Source organism: Nitratidesulfovibrio sp. HK-II (genome assembly GCF_003402415.2).
GTDB lineage: Bacteria > Desulfobacterota > Desulfovibrionia > Desulfovibrionales > Desulfovibrionaceae > Cupidesulfovibrio.
Genome location: NZ_AP036014.1, coordinates 644,241 through 664,843 on the forward strand (window position 1 = coordinate 644,241; position 20,603 = coordinate 664,843).

Here is a 20,603-nt window from a genome sequence, read left to right on the forward strand (position 1 = left end):
GGCATGCCGTATCGCGATGACAACGCGGCGGCGGGCCGCGCCAACGGAAATGCCGGACCCGGCGGGGTGCGCCTGCCCGCCGTCGTGCCGCCGTTGCTGCTGCTTCTGCTGTTGCTGTTGCCGCAGGGCGGGTGGCCCGGCCGCGTGGCGGGGGCCTTTTCGTGCAGCGCCTGGGCGGCGCAGGAGGCCGCGCACGGGCGGCAGGAGCGGGAGTTGCCTGGCTCTGTCGGCAAGCCCGCCGTCGCCGACGCGGGGGCGGACGGGCTGGCACCGGATGCCCCGGCCCTGCGCATCGGCCTGCTGACCACCTACCCGCCGCTCAGCTACATGGTGGAGGGCGTGCCCGCCGGTTTCGCGCGCGACCTGGCCGATGCCATGGCCAGGTCGGCGGGCCAGCGCGCGGTGTTCGACGCCGATGACAGCGGCATGTCCCTGCAGGGCAAGCTTGCCGTCGGCGACCTGGACGTGCTGTCCCTGGTGGCCGAGACGCCGGAGCGGTTGCAGCGGCTGGAGTTCAGCGAGCCCGCCGTCGTGATGGCCGAGCGCATCTACGTGCGCCGCGACAGTACCGCGCGCCCCAGGGGCGTGGCGGACCTTGCGGGCATGCTGGTGGCGGTGGTCGAAAACCATGCCAGCCACCAGTACCTGCGCGGCATGCCGGGGCAGCGGCTGCTGCCGGTGGCAACGCCGCTTGACGCGGTGATGGCCGTTGCCTGGGGCCGCGCCGACGCCCTGGTGGCCCCCGGGCCGGTGGTGGAGCACATCATCCGCCGCCTGTCCACCGAGGCTCCGCTGGAATCCTCCGGGGTGCCCCTGCGCACCCTGCGCTATTCGTTCGGCGTGGCCAAGGGCAACACCCATCTGGTGGCGGTGATCAACGAAGCCCTGCACCGGCTGCGCGCCTCGGACGAGTACGACATCCTGTACCGCCGCTGGTTCGGCGGCAACGCGCTGTCACGGTACTCCGACCGCGAACTGCTGCTGGCCGGGGCGGCCGTCATGCTGCTGATGGTTTTCGTGGGGGCTTCGCTGATGCTCCTCTGGCGCACCGTGCGCCTGCGCCGCGACGTGGAGGCGGGCACCGTGGCCACGCGCGAGGCGCGCGCCTCCATGCTGCGCGAGGCCATCAGCAGGCAGCGCGCCGAGCAGGAGGCGGAACGCTTCTTCGCCCTGTCGCTGGACCCCGTGGCCATCGTCACCCAGCAGGGGGCGCTGCGCCGGGTGAACCCGGCCTGGGAACGGCTGTTCGGCTACCCGGCGGAAGAGACGGTGGGCCAGCCGTTCCTGGATTTCGTGCATCCCGACGATGCGCAGGCCAGCCAGCGGGTGATGGGCGGCGGGACGGTGGATGCCGTGATCGAAAACCGCTTTCGCTGCAAGGACGGGGTGTACCGCTGGCTGTCCTGGACCTTCGTGGCGTTGCCGGAAGAAGGCTTGGTCTACGCCTCTGGGCGCGACGTGACCCAACGCAAGGAAGCGGAACTGCACCTGGAACGCCAGGCCGAGGAATTGCGCCGCTCCAACGCCGAGCTTGAGCAGTTTGCCTACATCGCCTCGCACGACCTGCAGGAACCGCTGCGCAAGATCGCCAGTTTTCTCGACCTGCTGGCCAAGCGCTACGTGGGTCGGCTGGACAGCGACGCCGACGAGTTCATCGGCTTTGCCGTGGATGCCGCCCGCCGCATGAAGGACATGATCGAGGATCTGCTGGCCTATTCGCGGGTCAGCACGCAGGGGCGTGAATTCGCGGATACGGACATGGAAACGGTGCTCGACACGGTGCTCTCCGACCTTGGCCTGATGCTGGATGAAGCCGGGGTCACCGTGGAGCGGGGGCCGCTGCCCCTGATACGGGCCGACAGGGTGCAGATGGAGCAGCTTCTGCGCAATCTGGTGGGCAATGCCGTGAAGTACCGGTCGCACGCCGTGCCCCGCATTTCCGTGAGCGCGGAACGGGCCGGGGGAGCGTGGCGCTTTCTCGTGAGCGACAACGGTATCGGCATGAAGGCCGAGCATTTCGAGCGCATCTTTCGGGTGTTCCAGCGGTTGCACGGGCCCGGCAGGTATCCCGGCACCGGCATCGGCCTTGCGGTGTGCAAGAAGATCGTCGAGCGGCATGGCGGCGGCATAGACGTGGAATCGGCTCCGGGCCGGGGCAGCACGTTCAGGTTTGTCATTCCGGACAGGCCAGACAGCCCAGACAGGCCAGACAGGCCAGACTGGCCAGAGCGGCAGGATGGCTAGCGCAATATGGGGCCAAACGGGGCCAGACAGGAACGGGCAGGTAACGTCGAGGAAGGGCAAGGACGGTAAGGAGGGGACATGAGCAGCATGCAACACGCAAGACTCATCGACATCCTGCTGGTGGAGGACGACCCCGGCGACGTGCGCCTGACGCGCGAGGCCCTGAAAGGCAACCGCGTGTCCAACCGGCTGTTCGTGGTCGAGGACGGAGAGGAGGCCATGGCCTTCCTGCGGCGCGAGGGGCAGTACGCCGAAGCGCCCCGGCCGGACCTGGTGTTGCTGGACCTGAACCTGCCGCGCAAGAACGGGCGCGAGGTGCTGGAGGAAATCAAGGGCGCGCCCGACCTGCGCACCATACCGGTGGTGGTGCTGACCACCTCGCGGCAGGAACGGGACATCCTGAACGCCTATGACCTGAACGCCAACTGCTACATCGCCAAGCCGGTGGGCTGGGAACAGTTTCTGGAGGTGGTGGGGCAGATCGAGCATTTCTGGATGGGCATCGTGACCCTGCCGGTGAAGGGAGACTAGAAGGCGGGCTGCAGGCCCGGCGGCGCGTGGGGCCGGGCGGCGATACGGAGGGACGGGGAGGCGGCGCGCGGACGGCGCGCCGGAGGGAGCATGGAACAGGAACCGGTGCGCATTCTGCTGTTCGAGGACGATCCCGGCGACGCCAGGCTGTTCCGCCTGCTGCTTTCCGGTGCGGGCCTGCGGCACGCCATCGAGTGGGCGGAAACGCTGGCCGATGGTCTTGCGCGGCTGGACGCCGAACCGTTCGACGTGGCCCTGCTGGACCTCAGCCTGCCGGACAGCCAGGGATGGGACACCCTGGCCAGCCTGGTATCCCACGCGCCTGAACTGCCGGTCATCGTGCTGACCGGGCTTTCCAGCCCCACCTTCGCCGAAGAGGCCGTGGCGCGCGGCGCGCAGGACTACCTGCGCAAGGGCGAGGTGGCCGAGGGGCTCATCGGCCGCACCATCCGCTACGCCATCGACCGCAAGCGCACGGAAGGCGCGCTGCGTCTGCACCGCCAGCAGTTGGAGACCATCATCAGCGCCAACCCCGACGGCATGCTGGTGGTGGACGCCGAAGCCGTGGTGCGCTTCGCCAACACGGCGGCGCTGGCCATGCTGGGGCGCGGTCTGCCCGGTCTGCCCGGTTTGCCCGATCTGCCCGATCCGTCAGACATGCTGGGCCAGCCCTCGCCCGTGCCGGTGCGCGACGATGAACTGGACCTGTGCGCCAACGCCGATACGCCGTGCCTGGTGGAGGTGCGCACCGCACCGGTGACCTGGGACGACGGGCCCGCCACGCTGGTGGCCCTGCGCGACATCACCGCCCAGCGTCTGGCCGAGCGTGCCCTGCGCGAGGCGGAGGTGCGCTACCGCACCATCTTTGAACATTCACTGGACGGCATTTCCGTCTACGAGCACTCCGCCGACGGTCGGCCGCCCCGTCTGGTGGACTGCAACCGGGGCTACGAACGCATGGCCGGGCGCACCCGTGACGAACTGCGGATGGTGGACGACGTGCGCGACTTGCAGGTGTATCTGGGCGGGCGCAAGGCCACCGATCCCTTTCGTGACGACGGCGGGCTGCGCGGCCCGCAGAGCGCCGTGTATTCCTGGCTGCGGCCCGACGGGCGCGAGAATTGGATAGAGTCGGTCTCCGTGCCCGTGCGCGACGGCGACAAGGTGCTGGTCTTCGGCATCGGGCGCGACGTCAGCCGCCGCCGCAAGCAGGAAGAAGCCTTGCAGCAGAGCGAGGCGCGCTTTCGCGCCGTGTTCGAGCATGCCCCCCTTGGCGTGTTCATCGCCGACCATGACGGCAGCCTGGTCAAGACCAACCGGCTGTTCAACGCGCTGCACGGTTTCGCGGCGGCGGAACTGCCGCTGGGGCATTTTTCGGAACTGGTGCACGGGCACGAGGCGGGCGACGTGCGTGCCCTGTTCGCGGAACTGCACCGGGGCGAGCGCAACGGGTTTTTCCTGGAAACGCAACACCTGCGGCGCGACGGCGCGGTGTTTCCGGTGCGGCTGGCGGTAGCGGCCATCCGGGGGCGCAAGGGCGACATGCAGTACGCGGTGGGCATGCTGGAGGACATCAGCGAGCGCCGCGCCGCCGAGGCGGAATTGCAGGGCTATCGCGCCCGGTTGGAGAACATGGTGCTGGAGCGCACCCGCGACCTCGAAGAGGCGCTGCGCACGGCCGAATCGCACCGCGAGAAGATCGACCTCATCCTGCGCTCGGTGTCGGAAGGGCTGCTGGTGACGGACCCCGCCCACAGGGTGGTGCTGACCAACCCGGCGGCCGAGGAAATTCTGGGGCTTGCCGCCCCCGGCGACATGGAAGGCGAGGCGGTGGCCGACCTCATCGAGGACGAGACCCTGAGCAGGCGCCTGGTGAATTGCCTGGACGACACCCTGGGCGGCGCGCCCTGCCAGTTCGGCTTTTCGCGTCCCACAGAGGCGGGGACCACCCACCACTACACGGCCAGCACCTCCGAGGTGCGCGACGCGCGCGGCGGCAGCGCCGAGCGCATCGACCGCGCCGGGGTGGTCACGGTGCTGCACGATGTGACCAACGAACGCGAACTCGACCGCATGAAAAGCGAATTCCTCACCACTGCTGCGCACGAGTTGCGCACCCCGCTCACCACCATCCTGGGCTTTTCCGAACTGCTGGTCACCGGGCCGGACATCCCCCCGGCGGAACAGCGCCAGTACCTTGGCTACATCAACGACCAGGCCGCGCTGGTCACCGGCATCGTGGCGGACCTGCTGGACATCTCGCGCATAGAGATGGGCCAGGGCTTCAGCCTCAAGCGCAGGCCGTGCGACCTGGTGGCGCTGATCCGCCGCAAGGTGGCCGCGCACATCGTGGGCACCCGGCGGCATTCGTTCCGGCTGCTGCTGCCGGAGGCGCCGGTGACCGCCGTGGTGGATGCCGACAAGGTGGCGCAGGTGCTCGACAACGTGCTCAGCAACGCGGTCAAGTATTCGCCCGGCGGCGGCGTGGTGGAGGTGCGGCTGCGGCCGGGCGAGGGCGCACACGAGGTCAGCGTGCGCGACAACGGCATGGGCATGAGCCCGGAACAGCTCGCCCGCGTGTTCGAGAAATTCTATCGGGGCGACGCCTCGAATACCGGCATACCCGGCACGGGCCTTGGCATGAGCATCGTGAAGCATCTCATCGAGGCGCACGGCGGCGAGGTGGCGGTGGAAAGCGCCAAGGACGTGGGCACCACGGTGCGCTTCACCCTGCCCGCCGGGGCATGACCGGCCCGCCGGATGCAAAGGGGGCCGCGCGGCCCGAAGGAGAGTCATGACCGTGGGGCGTGGAACGTTCGGCATCAAGGCGAAGATACTGGCCATCGCCGTTCTAGGGCCGGTGTGCATCGCGGGCGTCATGGCCGCCCAGCGCATCGACGACATCCGCGAGGGCGCGCACGAGGCCATCCTGCAGCAGAGCCGCGCCGTGGTGCTCATGGCCGAGGCCGCGCGCGGCGAGATGTCCCGCAAGCTGGAGGCGGGACTGATCCGCCCGTTCGCGGAACTGCCCGCCGACAAGGTGGTGGACGCCGTGCCGGTGATCACCGCCATCAAGATGGCCAGGGCCAACGCCGAAGCGCTGGGCTACGAGTTTCGCGTGCCCAAGATGCACCCCCGCAACCAGGCCAACGAGCCCACGGAGCTTGAGCGCGGCGTGCTCGACCGGCTTTCCGCGTCGGGCCAGCAGGAGATGGTACTGCGCGAACCAGACCGGATACGCTATTTCCGGGCCATCAAGCTGACCCGTGAATGCCTGTTCTGCCACGGCGACCCCAAGGGCACGCGCGACGTGACCGGCGGGGTCATGGAGGGCTGGCGCGAGGGCGAGGTGCACGGCGCGTTCGAGATCGTTTCGTCGCTGGACGCGGTGAACGCCCACGTGCGCATGGCCGCGCTGGCGGTGACGGGCTGGGCGGCGGGCATCGTGGCCGTAGTGGCGGGTTGCGCGTGGCTGCTGGCCAGCCGGTCCATAGCGCGGCCGTTGCAGGGCATCCGCGACGTGGCCGGTCTGGTGGCCTCTGGCGACCTGACGGCCGAGGTGGCCGTGACCAGCCGCGACGAGGTGGGCAGCGTGGCCGAGGCCATTCGCGCCATGACCGCCAACCTGCGCCGGGTCATCGGCGAGGTGATGGAAGCCACACACGGCGTCACGGCGGGCAGCCGCGAACTGTCCGAGACGGCGGTGGCCATGGCCCAGGGGGCCACGGAGCAGGCCAGCGCGGTGGAAGAGGTGTCCGCATCCGTCGAGCAGATGACCGCGAACATCCAGCAGAACGCCGAAAACGCGGCCGAGACCGACCGCATCGCCCTGCGCTCGGCCGAAGACGCCCGCGAGGGCGGGACGGCCGTGGCCCAGACGGTGCGGGCCATGAAGACCATCGCGGAGAAGATTTCCATCGTGCAGGAGATCGCCCGGCAGACCAACCTGCTGGCCCTCAACGCCGCCATCGAGGCGGCCCGCGCGGGCGAGCACGGCAAGGGTTTTGCCGTGGTGGCCTCCGAGGTGCGCAAGCTGGCCGAGCGCAGCGGCACGGCGGCGGCGGAGATTGGCGAGCTGTCGTCGTCCAGCGTGGCCCTGGCCGAACGGGCGGGCAACATGCTGGGCACGCTGGTGCCCAGCATCCAGAAGACGGCGGAACTGGTGCAGGAGATCGCGGCGGGCAGCAAGGAGCAGAGCGTGGGCGCGGAGCAGATCAACAAGGCCGTGCAGCAGCTCGATTCGGTCATCCAGCAGAATGCCTCGGCTTCCGAGACCATGGCGGCCACGTCGGAGGAACTGGCCGGGCAGGCCACGCAACTGGCCCGCACCGTGGCGTTCTTCCGGCTGCCGGGGGGCGCGCCGGGGGCATACGGAACACCGGCGGCTTCGCCGCCGATCCTGCCGCCGGTCGCGCTTGCGCCTTCGGGCGGACTGGAAATCCGCCGGTCCGTCCGGGGTGGCGGGCCAGCCCACGGCGGGGCGCTGCACGGCGAGCGGGAGGAGCCCGCCCCTGCCGCGAAGACCGGCAAGACCGGCCGGGCCGGTGTGACCCTGAATCTTGACGACGCGGCCGTGTCCGACGCCGATTTCGAGCGGTACTGATGCGCCGGCGGCGCAGCGCCACCGGCCCGTGCTTCCGATCATGCCGTCACGCAAGGGGAATGCGCCATGAAACGAATACTCATCGCCGAAGACCAGTACGAGGTGCGCGAACTGGTGCAGGCCACTCTTCGCATCGGCAACTATCAGATATTGCAGGCTGAAAATGGCGTGCAGGCTGTGGAAATGGCCCGTCTGCACCGGCCGGACCTGATTCTGATGGACGTGATGATGCCCGGCGAAATCGACGGGCTGGAAGCCACCCGGCGCATCCGGGCCGACCCCGCCACGGCGGCGTGCCGGATCATCATGCTGACCGCCAAGGGCCAGACCCAGGACCGCGAGGAAGGATTGCGCGCCGGAGCCGACGACTACTTTCCGAAGCCATTCAGCCCATTGGCGCTGATCCGCAAGATAGAGGAGTTTCTGGGATGACCCACGCGCCTGATGATCCCTGCGCGGGCGCCACCGCGGATGCCGGTCTGGCTGCCCAGCCCGCCGCCGCTTGCGGCGAGGTGTCCATGCAGACGGTGCGCTACGCCGAGGACCTGGCGGCGCTGTATACCGTGGAGCGGGCCCAGCGCGCGGAGTTGCAGGCCGTCAACGAACGGCTGCGCGCGGTCATTGATTCCATGGCCGACGGCATGCTCACCGTCGATGCGTCGGGCGTGGCCGTTACCGTCAACAGGGCGGCGTGCGCCATGCTGGAGCACCCCTGGGCCGACGTGGAGGGCAGGCCGCTGGCGGAGTTGCTGGGCGTGGCCGGGGCCGCCGCCGTGTTGCCGGACCCGGCTGGCGGGGGCGGGGGCAGAGGGGGCGTTGCGGGTGCAATGCCGCCGGGCGGGCAGGGCGGGGGGCGGCTCCATGAGGGTGGGCCGGACATGGACGGGACGCGGGTGGTGGAACTGGAACTGCCTGCGCCCGAAGGCGGGGCGCGGCGCGTGGTGCGGGTGGCCACCTCGCCCATGCGCGACGGCGGCCGGGTGCTGGTGTTGCACGACATCAGCATGCAGCGGCGGGTGCAGCACCTGAAGCAGGATTTCCTGGCCATCATCTCGCACGAGATGCGTACCCCGCTCAACGGCATCCTTGGGCTGGGCGACGTGCTTCTGGACGAGGCGCGCCGCCGGGGCGACGCCGACGCCGAGGAACTGCTGGGGCATCTGTTGCAGGCCGCGCGGCGCATGCACGCCATGGTGCGCGAAGTGGTGCGTTTTGCAGAGGTGCAGGGCGGGCGCGTGGAGGCGGCCGACGCGCCGGTGGACGTGCGCCGGTTGCTGGGCGGTGTGCGGGAAGAGCTTTCCGCCCTGGCCGCCGCGCATGGCGTGGTGCTGGGGCCGACGCCCCTGGGCGTCGTGCCGGTGACGGTGCGCGGCAACGCCGCGCTGCTGCGGGAGATGTTCCTGCATGTGATGCACAACGCAATCCGCTTCAACCGGCAGGGGGGCATGGTGACCGTGCGCTGCCAGCCGCCGCGCGGCGTGGCCGGGGACGGGGATGCGTTTGGTGATGAGGGGTGCGCTGGCCGCGAGGTGCAGGTGGAGGTGGCGGACACCGGCATCGGCATCGGGGCGCAGGAGCGCGAACGGGTGTTCGAGAGTTTTTATCAGGCGCAGGGCTACCTGACGCGCAACCGTGAAGGTTTGGGCATTGGGCTTACCCTGGCGCGGGCCATCGCCCGGCTGCACGGGGGAGAGGTGACCCTTGCCAGCGAGGTGGGCCGTGGCACCACGGTGACCGTGCGCCTGCCAGCCAGCCTTGAAAGGGCCGGGGGGGAGGCGGGGGAATTCGCCGCACGCTGAATCTCCGGGCTCGGCGCGCCGCGCATGGGTCCCATGCGCGCGGGCCGATGGCCTGCTTCGGGGCGGGACGGAGGATTGGGGGATCCCCGTGCGGCCCACCCGCTCCGGAGCTGTCCCCACCCCCAGGCCGCGCCGGGCCCCGCACGGGCGCAAGCCCGATCCCGGCGCGGCCCCTGGGGTTGGGGGCGACGCTGTTTCCCAGCCCCCGGCGCGGCCCGGTTCCGGGCATATTTCGGCCGGGCATGGCCGGTTTTTTCGCCCCCCGGCCGGACCGCAACGTACGGGAGAGCCACATGACGCACGACACCACTCATGGCAAAGGAAACGTCGCCGCAGGTCAGGTGCAGGAGGCGGCGGAGGCCGCCTGCTCCGCCATGGAGGAGACGCGCGAGCAACTGCGCATGGCCCACGGGCAGTTGCGCGCCTTCGCCGACGATCTGGGGCGCACCGTGCTCGACCTGCGCGCCTCGCGCGCGGAACTGGAACGGTCGTACCTCGACACCCTGAATCGGCTCACCCTTGCCGCCGCCTACAAGGACGACGACACCGGCGATCACATCCTGCGCATGGCTTTCTACAGCGAGGGCATAGCCGCCGCCCTCGGCATGCACGCCGACGGGCTGCGCGACTTGCGCGTGGCCGCGCCCATGCACGACGTGGGCAAGATCGGCACGCCGGACGCCATACTGCTCAAGCCCGGCAGGCTGACGCCCGAGGAATTCGCCGTCATGAAGCACCACACCACCATCGGCGAGAAGATGCTTGCGGCTTCGTCGTCGCGGGTGGTGCGCATTGCCGCCACCATCGCGGGCACCCATCACGAGCGCTGGGACGGGTCCGGGTATCCGCGCGGCCTGTCGGCCGAGGGCATTCCTCTGGAGGGGCGCATCGTGGCCGTGGCCGACGTGTTCGACGCCCTGACCAGCAAGCGGCCCTACAAGCCCGCCTTCGAGTTCGACACGGCGCTCGCCATCATGCGCGAGGGGCGGGGCACCCAGTTCGACCCCCGGCCCCTGGACGCCTTTTTTGAAATCTCCGGGGAACTCTGGGCGGCGCGGGACAAGGTGAGCTCCGGCCTGCGCACCGGCGAGGGCACGTGCTGAAGCAACCCTTGGCGATGGGCTTCCGTATGGCGACGGCGCAACACGTGGGATGGGTCTGCCGCTGGTACGATGGTGAAGCATTGTTGGATGTTTCAGAAATAGGTCCTCGGTGAAACGCTGTTTCGGAGTGAAGATATCCAGGATGAATGCACTCCGATACGAAGAGGGGGGTGGTGCATGCCCTCCGGAACAGGAGCGGTCCATTTCCGACTAATGCGGTTGAATGCCGTGCGGGCATGGTGTAGGTGTACCGCAGTGGACGGCGCGCACTATCGCGCGCCGCCGCAACGGGAGACCACGAAACGGCATGAAGCTCACCGCCAGAACACGCTATGCGGCACGGGTGCTGGTTGCCCTTGCGGTGCATGGCACCGAGGGGCCGCTGACCACCACCACGTTGTCGCGGCACACCGACATCAGCGTCCAGTTTCTGGAGCAGATACTCAAGGATCTGCGCCGTGCCGGGCTTACGGCCAGCGCGCGGGGCGCCATGGGCGGGCATCGCCTTGCCCTGCCGCCCGCAAAGATAACCCTGGGCGCGGTGGTGCGGCTCATGGAAGGGGGCATCCGCATCGCGGAGCACTGCACCCTTGCCGATACGCCCGGCGACAAACTGACCTGCCTTGGCTGGACCCGCGCGGCTGACGCAGTGGAATCGGCCCTTGACGCCATTACCCTGGACGACATGGCCAAGGGTCTGCCCGACGCGACGGAGCACGACCCGTACCATGACGGCGGCATGACGTCCGACATGGCCGACAGGTCAGGCAGGCCCGGCGTCTAGCCGGGCCGCCTTCCGCTTTCCGCCGTTTTTCTGCCCCTTCGCTTCTTCCCGCCCCGCCACCCGGCCCCTTGGGCACGCTCCGTCCGCCGCGCCTTTTGCGCCTCGGAAGCCCTGTGCTGCACCTTCAGGACGCGCCCCTGGCCATCCCTTTCCATGTCCGTTTCGGCGTCCCTTCCGTACAGGAGGGGACGCCTTCTGTTTCATGGCGTCGCAACGGATGCGGCATGGGCCGTTTCTTGTGGTGCATCTCCATTTTTTGAAAAGTGTCTTCGCAACATGGAAACATTTTAATCCAGATTGGAATAATGCGGAGTGAACATGTTAGGTGTCTGGTGTTGTTGAATATACCAATGCGGTATGGTATGATGTGGTGAAGTGCATGAAATGTCCGTTGCTGGAGACGGCGTGTGGAGATGGCGGATGCTTCCTGCATGGGCACGGCAGGGCGCGGGGGTGTGGGTTCCCGTCCCTTGCCATGGCATGGCCGTCAACCGAGGGGGCAGGGCATGCGATTGCTGACCAACAGCCGCTACGGCACGCGGATGATGCTGGACATCGCCCAGCACAGCCGTCTGGGGCCGGTGCTGATGCGCGACGTGGCGCGTCGGCTGGATGTCTCGCAGAAGTATCTGGAAAAGATCAGCCGGTCGCTGAAAGAGGCGGGTCTGCTGGTGAGCCAGCGCGGGCCCAACGGCGGGCACCGCCTGGGGCGCTCGCCCGACGACATTTCCGTGGGCGACGTGGTGCGCGTGCTGGAAGGCGGGGCGGAAATGGTGGGCTGCGGGCGCGACGAAGAGCACTGCACCCACGCCCCCGGTTGCCTGACGCGCATGGTCTGGAAGGAGGGCAGCCGGGCCATGTTCGCCCGGCTGGACGCCATTACCTTTGGCGAACTGTTGCGCTACGTGGATCAGGGGGTGAAGTTCGGCGATTGGTGCACGGGCACCGTGGCCGAGCACCGCGAGGAGGCCGAACGGGAACTGCGCGCCCTGGCCGGGTTTGCTGAATCATCCGGATATGTGGATACGGCGCGATTCCATGGGCCGGGAGAATCCGCGCCCGCGGGTGGCACGATATCGGGTGGCTGTCCAGCCCGCTTCATCCCCGCGACGCCCCGCGTCCCGCCGTCCGTATCGGAACCGTGCGAACCGGAAGGCCCAGTGGGATTGGACGGATTGGACGGATTGGACGGACGGGACGAACGGGACGGGCCGGACGATGCGGAAGGCGTCGGCACTCCGCGTACCCGCCCGGCCCGCGTGTCCTGACCGTGGGTGGCCCGGTGTGTGGGGCGTGCGGGGCGGCGGCACGGGAGGTTGCCATGACCGCGATGACCGGCGGGACGGGCGGCACTCCCCCCCCGGACACGGGCACGGGAGCCGGCGGCGGTAAGGGCGCAAGGCCCGGTTCCGCCCATGCCGGGCGCCCCGGAAAGCCCGGATGGGGACGACGCCTGCGCTTTCTGTCGGGCGCCAGCCTGGCCGCCAAGGTGGTGGCGGGCAGCGGTGCGGCGCTGTTCCTGGGGGTGCTGGTGCTGTCGCTGGGCAGCATCCGCTACCAGCGCGAACACCTGCACGAGGAATTGGCCGCCGGGGGCGACCGCCTGGGCACCACCATCCGTCTGGGCGCGCGCTACGCCATGATGCTGAACGCCCGCGACGAGATCAACCAGATCATCAGCGACGTGGCCCGCCAGAAGGACATCGTCTCCATCCGTATCTACAACAAGGAAGGCGTCATCAAGTTTTCGGGCGACCCGGGCGAGGTGGAGCGCCGCACCAACATCCGCGACGAGGCCTGCGCCGCCTGCCACCGCACGGCAGAACCCCGCAAGTGGCTGGCCCTGCACGAACGCACCCGCGTGTTCACCGACGAGGGCGGACGCCGCCTGCTGGGCAGCCTTACCCCCATCATGAACGAGCCCGGCTGTTCGGGCGAACCCTGCCATTTCCACCCGGCGGACAAACTGGTGCTGGGCGCGCTGGAGGTGGGTCTTTCGCTCGAAGCCGCCGAAGCCGAGGTGCTGTCCTTTCAGACCCGCGTGGTGACTCTGGCGGCGGCGGTGTTCCTGCTGGGGGCCACGGCGGTGCACCTGTTTTTGCGGCGCTTTCTGACGCGGCCGGTGGCCCGGCTTATCGAGGGCACCCGCGCCGTGGCGCGCGGCGGCACGGTGGACCTTTCCGACGTGCGCCAGCAGGACGAGATAGGCGAACTGGCCGGGGCCATCACCCGCATGGCCCGCGACATCAGCGGCAAGCAGGCGGAGCTGAACCGCCAGCGCGATGAATACCAGCGCCTGTTCGACCAGGTGCCCTGTGCCATCACCGTGCAGGACAAGAACCTGCGGCTGCTGAAGTACAACCGCATGTTCCGCGAGAACTTCACCCCGAAGCCGGGGGACTTCTGCTTTCAGGCCTACAAGGGCCGCACCGGCAAGTGCCCCAACTGCGCGGTGGAAATGACCATGCAGACCGGCCTTGCCCATTGCAGCGAGGAAAGCGGCTTTCATACCGACGGCAGCCGGGCGCACTGGATCGTGCACACCTCGCCCGTGTTCGACGCCGAAGGCCGGGTGACGGCGGCCATGGAAATGACCCTGGACATCACCGACCGCAAGGAACTGGAAGAAAAGCTGCGCCGTTCCGAGCTGAAGTACCACGCCATCTTCAACCACATTCCCAGCGCGGTGTTCGTGCTGGACCAGCAGACCCTGGAGGTGGTGGACTGCAACTCCACTGCCGAGAAGGTGTACGGCTGGCCGCGCGAGGAAATGAAGGGCCGTTCGTTCCTGGACCTGTTTCCGGCGGACGAGCGCGAGCGCTACGCCTCGCAGCTCAAGGCCTTCACCGTGCTGAACCGCGCCCGCAACGTGGCGCGCGACGGCAGGCCCTTTCACGTGGACATCATGCTTTCCCCGGCGGAATACCTGGCCCGGCAGGTGCTGCTGGTGACAACCACCGACATCACCGAACGGCTGGAGGCCGAGCAGAAGGTGATCCAGGCGGGCAAGATGGCCACCCTTGGCGAGATGGCCACGGGCGTCGCCCACGAACTGAACCAGCCGCTGACCGTCATCAAGACCGCCGGGGGCTTTCTGCTGCGCAAGGTGACGCGCGGCGAACCCATCGACCCGGAAATCCTGGCCACCATGGCCCGCGAGATAGACGGCCATGTGGACCGGGCCAGCCGCATCATCGGGCACATGCGCGACTTCGGCCGCCGGTCGGACCTGGCGCTGGAGCGGGTGGACCTGAACGCGGTGCTGCAAAGCGCCACGGAATTCTTCAGCCGCCAGCTTTCGCTGCGCGGCATCGACATCGACTGGCGGCTGGCCGAGCCGCTGCCCCCGGTCATGGCCGTGGCCAACAGGCTGGAGCAGGTGTTCATCAACCTGCTGCTCAACGCGCGCGACGCCATAGAGGAGCGCAGCGAGAAGGAGCCGGGCGCGCCGCGCCGCATCAGCGTCGAAACGTCCGCCGACGACCGGCGGGTGACGGTGGCGGTGTGCGACACCGGCGGCGGCATACCCCCGGCGCTCTTGCCGCGCATCTTCGAGCCGTTCTTCACCACCAAGAAGGTGGGCAAGGGCACGGGGCTCGGGCTTTCCATAAGCTACGGGCTGGTGCGGGAGTTCGGCGGGTCCATCCAGGCGTCCAACCTGCCGGAGGGCGGGGCCTGCTTCACCCTGCGCTTTCCGGTGACCTCAGGAACGGTGGGGGCCGCGCCAAGGACGGCCGGTGATGCGGGGAGCGCGCTTTCCGCCGCGTCGGGCGCATCGGGCGCATCGGGCGCGCCGGGAGCGTCGGAGCCGAATGGTGCCCCTGGCGCGGTCGCTGACGGTGGCGGTGAAGGGGACGCGGCATGAACGCGCCCCAGCTCTTGTCCCTGCTTCTGGTGGACGACGAGGAAGGCATCCGCACCGTGCTGTCGCTGCTGCTGGCCGACATGGGCTGCGCGGTGCGCACGGCGGCCTCCGGGGCCGAGGCGCTGGCCATGGTCCGCGTAACCCCCCCCGCCGTGCTGCTGACCGACGTGCGCATGCCCGGCATGGACGGCATAGATCTGCTGCGCGCGGTGAAGGCGGAATTTCCCGGCGTGGAGGTGCTGGTGCTCACCGGCCATGGCGACATGGAACTTGCCGTGTCCAGCCTGCGTCATGGCGCGGGCGACTTTCTGACCAAGCCGGTGGCCCCGGAGGCGCTGGAAGTGGCGCTGGACCGCGCCCGCCAGCGCATGGCCCTGCGCGAGGCCCTGCGCCGCCATACCGAGGAGCTGGAACAACTGGTGGCCCGGCGCACCCGCGAACTGCTGCACGCCGAGCGCCTGGCCGCCGTGGGCGAGACGGCGGCTGGGCTGGCCCACGCCATCAAGAACGTGGCGGGCGGGCTGGAGGGGGCCATGTTCGTGCTGGAAAAGGGACTGGAGCTGGACCGGCGCGACTACCTGGAGCAGGGCTGGCGCATGGTGCGCGACGACGTGGGGCGGGTGCGCGACCTGGCCATGCGCCTGCTGGACATGGGTCGGGCGGCGGACCTTGCCCCGCGCCCGTGCGACCCCGACGCCCCCCTGCGCGACGTGGCCCGCCTGCTATCCCCGCGCGCGGCGGCGGCAGGGGTGACGCTGGCGGTGCAGGCCGATGCCGGGCCGGGGCCGGTGTCGATTGATCCGGACGCGGTGCATCGCTGCCTGATGGATCTGGCGGTCAACGCCATCGAGGCGTTCGAGGGGCAGGCCGGAGGCGCGATGGATGCCGACGCGGACGGGATGGCCACGGGCGTCGCGGGCGAACCCCGCCGGGTGATCTTGCGCAGCCGCCGCGTGGAGTTGCCCGGCCCGATGGACGAGGAGGGGGAGGTATCCGGCGCGCCCGGCATCGAATACGTGGTGGAGGACAATGGTCCCGGTCTGCCGGAGCAGGCCGGACAAACTGGACAAACTGGACAAACTGGACAGGCCGGACAGGTTGAGCAGGGCGTCCATGCGGGCGCGGACGGCTTTGCCGCCTTTGTCTCCGCCAAGCCGGGCGGCAGCGGCGTGGGCCTGATGGCCACGCGCAAGCTGGCCCGGGAGATGGGCGGGGAACTGGAGCTGGAGGCGGGATCGCAGGGGCGCGGCGTGCGGGCGGTGCTGCGGGTGCGGCCCCTGCTGCGGCCCCTGCTGCGGCCCCTGCTGCGGGCGGACTAGCCGCCGTTATCCGTCCGTTCGTCGCAGGCGGATTCCCCCTGTCTCACCGCTTCCGGCAGGCGGCGCGGCAACGACACGGTGAAGGTGCTGCCTTCGCCCCTTTCCGAGGCCACGGCGATGTGCCCGCCATGCTGCCGCACCACCTGGCTGGCCACGAACAGGCCGATGCCCGTCCCGGCGCTGCCCTTGGACGAGAAGAACAGGGTGAACAGCTTCTCGCGGGTTTCGCGGTCCATGCCGGTGCCGTTGTCGATGATGGTGAAGGTTACTTCGTCCGGCGCACCGCGCACCCGGAAGGTGACGGCGTGGTCCTGCTTGCGGGTGTCCGCCGCGCAGGCCTCCACTGCGTTTTCCAGCAGGTTCACCAGCGCGGAGGACAGCGCCCCGGCGTCGGCCTCGAAGGTGCCGAGGTCGGCCCCCCCGCCGTCGCCCCCCGTCGCCATCCCCGCCTCCGCGAAGTCCCGCACGAAGCGCACCCCGCGCTCCGTGGCCTTGGCTTCCACCAGCGTGGCCGTGTCCTCGGCAAAGGCGCGGGCGACCACCACTTCCCAGTTCAGTTCGCGGTTCTTGGCGTAGTACAGAAGGTCCAGCACCATCTTGCGCAGCCGGTCCACCAGGTGCCGGATGTCCTGGTGGCTGTCCTGCACCCGCGCCGCGTCTCCGCGCGCGATGCCGCTGCCCAGGCGGTACACCCCGCCGTCCAGCGCGGTGAGCAGCCCCTTGATGCCGTGGGCCGTGGAGCCCAGCAGCAGACCCAATTGCGAAAGCCGGTCCTGCAACCGGCGCAGTTCGGTGATGTCCGTGGACATCTCCATGACCTCGGCGATTTCGCCCGCAGCGTCGCGCAGGGGGGCCGTCCACACCAGCACGTTCACCTGCCGCCCGTCGCGCGCGGTGACCACGGTTTCCGCCTGGTGCGGCCGCCCGTCCTCGAAGGTGCGTTGCGCCGGGCAGCCGGAGCAGGGGGCCATGCGGTGGGCGAAGGCGTCGTGGCAGCGGCGGCCGGTGGGATCGCCGAAATCTTCCCGGTACCGCCGGTTGGCCTCCACCACGCCGAAGTCGCGGTCCATGACGGCCACGTAGCAGGGCGATTCGTCGAACAGCTGGCGGAACCGCTCGCGGGTCAGGCGCAGATCTTCACGCAGGCGGCGCACCTCGGAAACGTCCACCGAAAGTTCCAGCACCAATTCCACGTCGCCGTCGTTGCCGTAGATGGGCGCGGTGTTCACGATGACCGGGATTTCCTGGCCGTTTCTGCCCAGCAGCACCTCGTTGGAGCGGAAGCCCTCGCCCGTTTCCAGCACGCGGACCACCGGACACAGTCTGTCGCCCGGCCCGCGCCCGGCGTAGGCCTCCCAACTGCGGCTGCCGATGCGGTGGCCCAGGCGTTCCTTGTACAACTGGTTGGTGGAAACGATTTCGAGGTCGGCGTTGTGCACGGCCACGAAGCAGGGCAGCTCGTTGAACAGCCCGCCATCGTCCAGGGCGCTGCACAGCGACCGGATGCCGCTGGCGATGCCGTCCATGGTCTGCAGGGCGGCAAGCTGGCGCTCTGCCTCCACCAGGCGGCTGGACTGGTCGCGCACCATCTGTTCCAGGTTTTCGGTGTAGCCGCGCAGGCGGCGGCGCATGTCGATGCGTTCGCGCGCGCGGCGCAGGGCCACTTCGAGCATGTCGTCGTTGACGGGCTTGGTGAGGAAGTCGGTGGCGTCGCGCTTCAGGCTTTGGATGGCCAGGTCCATGTCGCCGTGGCCGGTGAGCATGATGACCTCCACCTCCGGGTCGGCGGCCTTCAGGCGTTCCAGCAGATCCAGCCCGGAGAGGCCGGGCATCTTGATGTCGGTGAGCACGATGTCGGGCTTGCGTTCGGCGAACCGGGCAAGGGCCTCTTCGCCGCTGGCGGCGGTGGTCACGTGGTAGCCCGCGTCGGCAAGCGAAATGCCGAGCACGGTGCGAATGCCTTCCTCGTCGTCCACCAGCAGGATCGATGCGCCCATGCGCGGCTCCTCGGAATCCGGTTCACGGTCGGGGGCACAGTCCCTGCGTCGTGTGTGCGTGCCCTTGCGCGGCCATCTGGAAAGAGAGGGGGAAGGCCCCGGTCATCGCCGCGCCGCTGGCGCGTGGGACGGGCGCGGGGCGGGAACCACCCGTGGCGCATTGTTTCATGCTGTGCATAAAAGAACAAGGGCGGGCCGCCGGGGAGGGCATTGCCCGCCCCGGCGGTACGTGGCGTGTGGCATGTGGCGCGCGTGGCCCGGGGGGCGACATGCGTCGCCGACGCAGGCCGGGACGCCTGCCGTCGGCGCGCTGCCGCCGCCTGATACCCGCCGTGCGCAGGGCTATTGCACGGCTTCGGACGCGCCCGCCGCCAGTTCCCCGCGCTTTTCCAGGGTCTCGCGGATGATCTCCAGCAGGCGGTTGGGGTCGAAGGGCTTTTTCAGCGAGGCCACGGCGTTGCGGATGGCCAGGTGAATGCCCGACAGGCCGCTGATGACGATGACCGGGGTGTCGCGGAAGGCGTCTTCCTTGGTCATCTTGCGATAGAAACGCGGCCCCCACTCGTTGGGCATTTCCAGGTCCAGCGTCACGAGGTCAGGCCGCTCGCGCTTCAGCACCTCCAGCGCCTCAGAGCCGTCGGACGCGGAACAGGTGGCGTACCCGTTGTCCGACAGGATATCCACCATGTACTTCACGATGTAGGGGTCGTCGTCGACGACCAGTATCTTGTACGGCATGCGCTCATTCTCCTTGGCGTCGTTCGTGGCGGCGCGTGCCGCCGCTCCTGTCCGCCCCGTCCTCTGGAATCGTGCATCCGGGCCTTCTGGCCCGGCCTGTTTCCTTGCTGTCGTTCCGTTGCCCGCGCGGGCTCCGTCCAGGGCCGCATGCGCCAGTTCCAGCAACCGATCCGGCCTGGGGGGTTTTTCCACGTAGGCGAAAGGCTCGTCCACTTCCTCTCCCGCCGCCGCGCACAGGGACAACCCGTGCGCGAAGGTGCCGCCCCCCACGCCGGAGAGCATGATCACCGGCACTGTCCGCAGGGCGGGGTCGGCCTGCATGGCGCGGTACATGGGCAGCCCGCCGCCGCCCGGCATCATCACGTCCAGCACCACCAGGTCGGGGCGACGCCTGCGGGCGGCCGCAAGGCCCTCGGTTCCGTTGCGGGCGGCCACGGCCTCGTGCCCGTCGGTCTCGAACAGGGCCTTCAGGAAGAACCGGAACGACAGTTCGTCGTCCACCACCAGCACCAGCGCCATGTCGTGCCCCGTCCTTGATCATCACCCCGGGATCGTCACCCGTGGTCGTCGCCCGCCGTGTGCCGGTAGCGCGCCGGTCATGTCCCGGCCGTGCCCCCGGCTGCGGGGCAGCGTGCGTGCCGCCCCGCGCCGTCACTGTCGCGATGGTTGCCGTCCCGCATGCCCGCGGCGCGGGCGGGGGCGTCAGGCCACCTTTTCCGCATGGGTCACGCTGGCCACCGGGCAGGCCGAGCGCAACACCACCTGTTCCACGGTGGAGCCGATTTCCGCGTCCTCGCTGGGCACATCCTTGGCGTGGTGGGCCATGACGATGAGGTCGGCCTTGCGGTCGCGGGCGTACTTCAGGATTTCCACATACGGCGTGCCTTCCCAGATTTCCACCTGGTAGTTGTCGTAATCGGTCATCTTGCTCACGTACTTGTCCTGCATCTGCTTGCGCGCCCGCTCCAACTGGCGTTCGATTTCGGCCTGGCTTGGGTACAGCCCCGTCCCGCCCAGGTCGCAGGCGTGGAAGAGGTACAGCTTGGCCCCCACCTCGCGCGCGGTGCGGTAGGCGAACTGGAACGCCGCGTCGGCGGGCTTGGAAAAGTCGGTGCTGAAGATGATGTTCGAGAACATGTGCCAGCAGGTATTGCACGGCCGGTTCACGATCAGCACCGGGCAGCGGGCGGACTTGGACACCTTCTGCATGGTGTTGCCGATGATGGAGCGCACCCGCGAAGAGGCGGCGTCCTCCTCGCGCCCGTGCGCGCCCATGACGATCAGGTCCACCCCTTCCTGCCGGGCAAAGCGCAGGATTTCGGTGTGCGGTACCCCAACGGCCAGTTGCAGGGCGGCGTTGGGCGGGCCGAATTCCTTGAACTGGGCCTCGTAGACCTGCTTCAGTTCTTCGGTGACCCATTCGCGGTAGTCCGCGTCGGCCACTTCTTCCTCACCCGACTTCAGGTCGCGCACGTAGTGGCCGAAGCCCCGCGTGGGCACCCCCAGCACGTGGAAGACGTACAGGCGCGCTTCGTTGCGCCGGGCCAGTTCGAAGGCCACCTTGGCCGCGTTGTCGCATGCCGGCGAGGCCGACGTTGCAAAGAGGATCTTACCGAACAT

The 20,603-nt window shown here is 69.1% G+C and carries 14 protein-coding genes and 1 pseudogene; 11 read left to right on the plus strand and 4 right to left on the minus strand.

The annotated features are described in order from the left end of the window. Positions 1-3 precede the first annotated feature (3 nt). The 11 genes from RVX_RS02360 (at position 4) to RVX_RS02410 (ending at position 16,248) form a co-directional block, all read left to right on the plus strand. Positions 4-2,244 carry an ATP-binding protein gene (locus RVX_RS02360; RefSeq protein ID WP_116306662.1) on the plus strand — a complete coding sequence of 747 codons (2,241 nt, stop codon included), beginning with the start codon at positions 4-6 and terminating at the stop codon, positions 2,242-2,244. A gap of 78 nt (positions 2,245-2,322) precedes the next feature. Continuing rightward, positions 2,323-2,775 (plus strand): response regulator, encoded by a 453-nt coding sequence (locus RVX_RS02365; protein ID WP_116306661.1) that lies wholly within the window; start codon positions 2,323-2,325, stop codon positions 2,773-2,775. Positions 2,776-2,865: 90 nt separating this feature from the next. Further along, the gene (locus RVX_RS02370) at positions 2,866-5,523 is read left to right on the plus strand and encodes a PAS domain S-box protein (protein WP_116306659.1); all 2,658 of its coding nucleotides are present in this window, start codon (positions 2,866-2,868) and stop codon (positions 5,521-5,523) included. A 46-nt stretch (positions 5,524-5,569) separates the two neighbouring features. Further along, the gene (locus tag RVX_RS02375) at positions 5,570-7,378 is read left to right on the plus strand and encodes a methyl-accepting chemotaxis protein (protein WP_116306657.1); all 1,809 of its coding nucleotides are present in this window, start codon (positions 5,570-5,572) and stop codon (positions 7,376-7,378) included. Between the two features lie 66 nt (positions 7,379-7,444). Next, a complete protein-coding gene (locus RVX_RS02380; protein ID WP_116306655.1) occupies positions 7,445-7,810 on the plus strand; it encodes a response regulator transcription factor in 366 nt (121 codons plus the stop codon). After that, positions 7,807-9,177, plus strand: coding sequence for a sensor histidine kinase (locus RVX_RS02385; protein ID WP_116306654.1), 1,371 nt, complete (start codon positions 7,807-7,809; stop codon positions 9,175-9,177). The genes RVX_RS02380 and RVX_RS02385 overlap by 4 nt, the downstream gene beginning before the upstream one ends. A gap of 293 nt (positions 9,178-9,470) precedes the next feature. After that, the gene (locus tag RVX_RS02390; protein WP_116306653.1) at positions 9,471-10,280 is read left to right on the plus strand and encodes an HD-GYP domain-containing protein; all 810 of its coding nucleotides are present in this window, start codon (positions 9,471-9,473) and stop codon (positions 10,278-10,280) included. 307 nt (positions 10,281-10,587) lie between these two features. Next, the gene (locus RVX_RS02395) at positions 10,588-11,064 is read left to right on the plus strand and encodes an RrF2 family transcriptional regulator (protein WP_116306652.1); all 477 of its coding nucleotides are present in this window, start codon (positions 10,588-10,590) and stop codon (positions 11,062-11,064) included. A 506-nt stretch (positions 11,065-11,570) separates the two neighbouring features. Continuing rightward, entirely contained in the window at positions 11,571-12,332 is a 762-nt protein-coding gene (locus tag RVX_RS02400) for an RrF2 family transcriptional regulator (protein WP_116306650.1), read from the plus strand. 53 nt (positions 12,333-12,385) lie between these two features. Further along, positions 12,386-14,929, plus strand: a complete 2,544-nt coding sequence (locus tag RVX_RS02405) for a PAS domain S-box protein (protein WP_116306648.1) — start codon at positions 12,386-12,388, stop codon at positions 14,927-14,929. Beyond that, entirely contained in the window at positions 14,926-16,248 is a 1,323-nt protein-coding gene (locus RVX_RS02410) for a response regulator (protein WP_420192401.1), read from the plus strand. Before RVX_RS02405 ends, RVX_RS02410 begins: the two co-directional genes overlap by 4 nt. Here RVX_RS02410 and RVX_RS02415 read toward each other — a convergent pair. The 4 genes and pseudogenes from RVX_RS02415 to RVX_RS02430 form a co-directional block, all read right to left on the minus strand. Next, complete coding sequence (locus tag RVX_RS02415) at positions 16,245-18,245, minus strand: response regulator (RefSeq protein WP_116306646.1); 2,001 nt, start codon at positions 18,243-18,245, stop codon at positions 16,245-16,247. The two genes, RVX_RS02410 and RVX_RS02415, sit on opposite strands and share 4 nt — an antisense overlap. Positions 18,246-18,587: 342 nt before the next feature. Then, entirely contained in the window at positions 18,588-18,983 is a 396-nt protein-coding gene (gene divK / locus RVX_RS02420; protein ID WP_116307787.1) for a DVU0259 family response regulator domain-containing protein, read from the minus strand. A 276-nt stretch (positions 18,984-19,259) separates the two neighbouring features. Further along, positions 19,260-19,502: pseudogene (locus tag RVX_RS02425) on the minus strand (response regulator); the annotation flags it as partial. Positions 19,503-19,685: 183 nt separating this feature from the next. Beyond that, on the minus strand, positions 19,686-20,603 hold the full coding sequence (locus RVX_RS02430) for a universal stress protein (RefSeq protein ID WP_116306644.1): 918 nt from the start codon (positions 20,601-20,603) through the stop codon (positions 19,686-19,688).

Coding starts and splice junctions, on each gene's coding strand:
- RVX_RS02410 (WP_420192401.1), top strand. CDS start 14,926: ATGAACGCGCCCCAGCTCTTGTCCCTGCTTCTGGTGGACGACGAGGAA.
- divK (WP_116307787.1), bottom strand. CDS start 18,983: ATGCCGTACAAGATACTGGTCGTCGACGACGACCCCTACATCGTGAAG.
- RVX_RS02375 (WP_116306657.1), top strand. CDS start 5,570: ATGACCGTGGGGCGTGGAACGTTCGGCATCAAGGCGAAGATACTGGCC.
- RVX_RS02400 (WP_116306650.1), top strand. CDS start 11,571: ATGCGATTGCTGACCAACAGCCGCTACGGCACGCGGATGATGCTGGAC.
- RVX_RS02385 (WP_116306654.1), top strand. CDS start 7,807: ATGACCCACGCGCCTGATGATCCCTGCGCGGGCGCCACCGCGGATGCC.
- RVX_RS02430 (WP_116306644.1), bottom strand. CDS start 20,603: ATGTTCGGTAAGATCCTCTTTGCAACGTCGGCCTCGCCGGCATGCGAC.
- RVX_RS02365 (WP_116306661.1), top strand. CDS start 2,323: ATGAGCAGCATGCAACACGCAAGACTCATCGACATCCTGCTGGTGGAG.
- RVX_RS02370 (WP_116306659.1), top strand. CDS start 2,866: ATGGAACAGGAACCGGTGCGCATTCTGCTGTTCGAGGACGATCCCGGC.
- RVX_RS02405 (WP_116306648.1), top strand. CDS start 12,386: ATGACCGCGATGACCGGCGGGACGGGCGGCACTCCCCCCCCGGACACG.
- RVX_RS02390 (WP_116306653.1), top strand. CDS start 9,471: ATGACGCACGACACCACTCATGGCAAAGGAAACGTCGCCGCAGGTCAG.
- RVX_RS02415 (WP_116306646.1), bottom strand. CDS start 18,245: ATGGGCGCATCGATCCTGCTGGTGGACGACGAGGAAGGCATTCGCACC.
- RVX_RS02395 (WP_116306652.1), top strand. CDS start 10,588: ATGAAGCTCACCGCCAGAACACGCTATGCGGCACGGGTGCTGGTTGCC.
- RVX_RS02360 (WP_116306662.1), top strand. CDS start 4: ATGCCGTATCGCGATGACAACGCGGCGGCGGGCCGCGCCAACGGAAAT.
- RVX_RS02380 (WP_116306655.1), top strand. CDS start 7,445: ATGAAACGAATACTCATCGCCGAAGACCAGTACGAGGTGCGCGAACTG.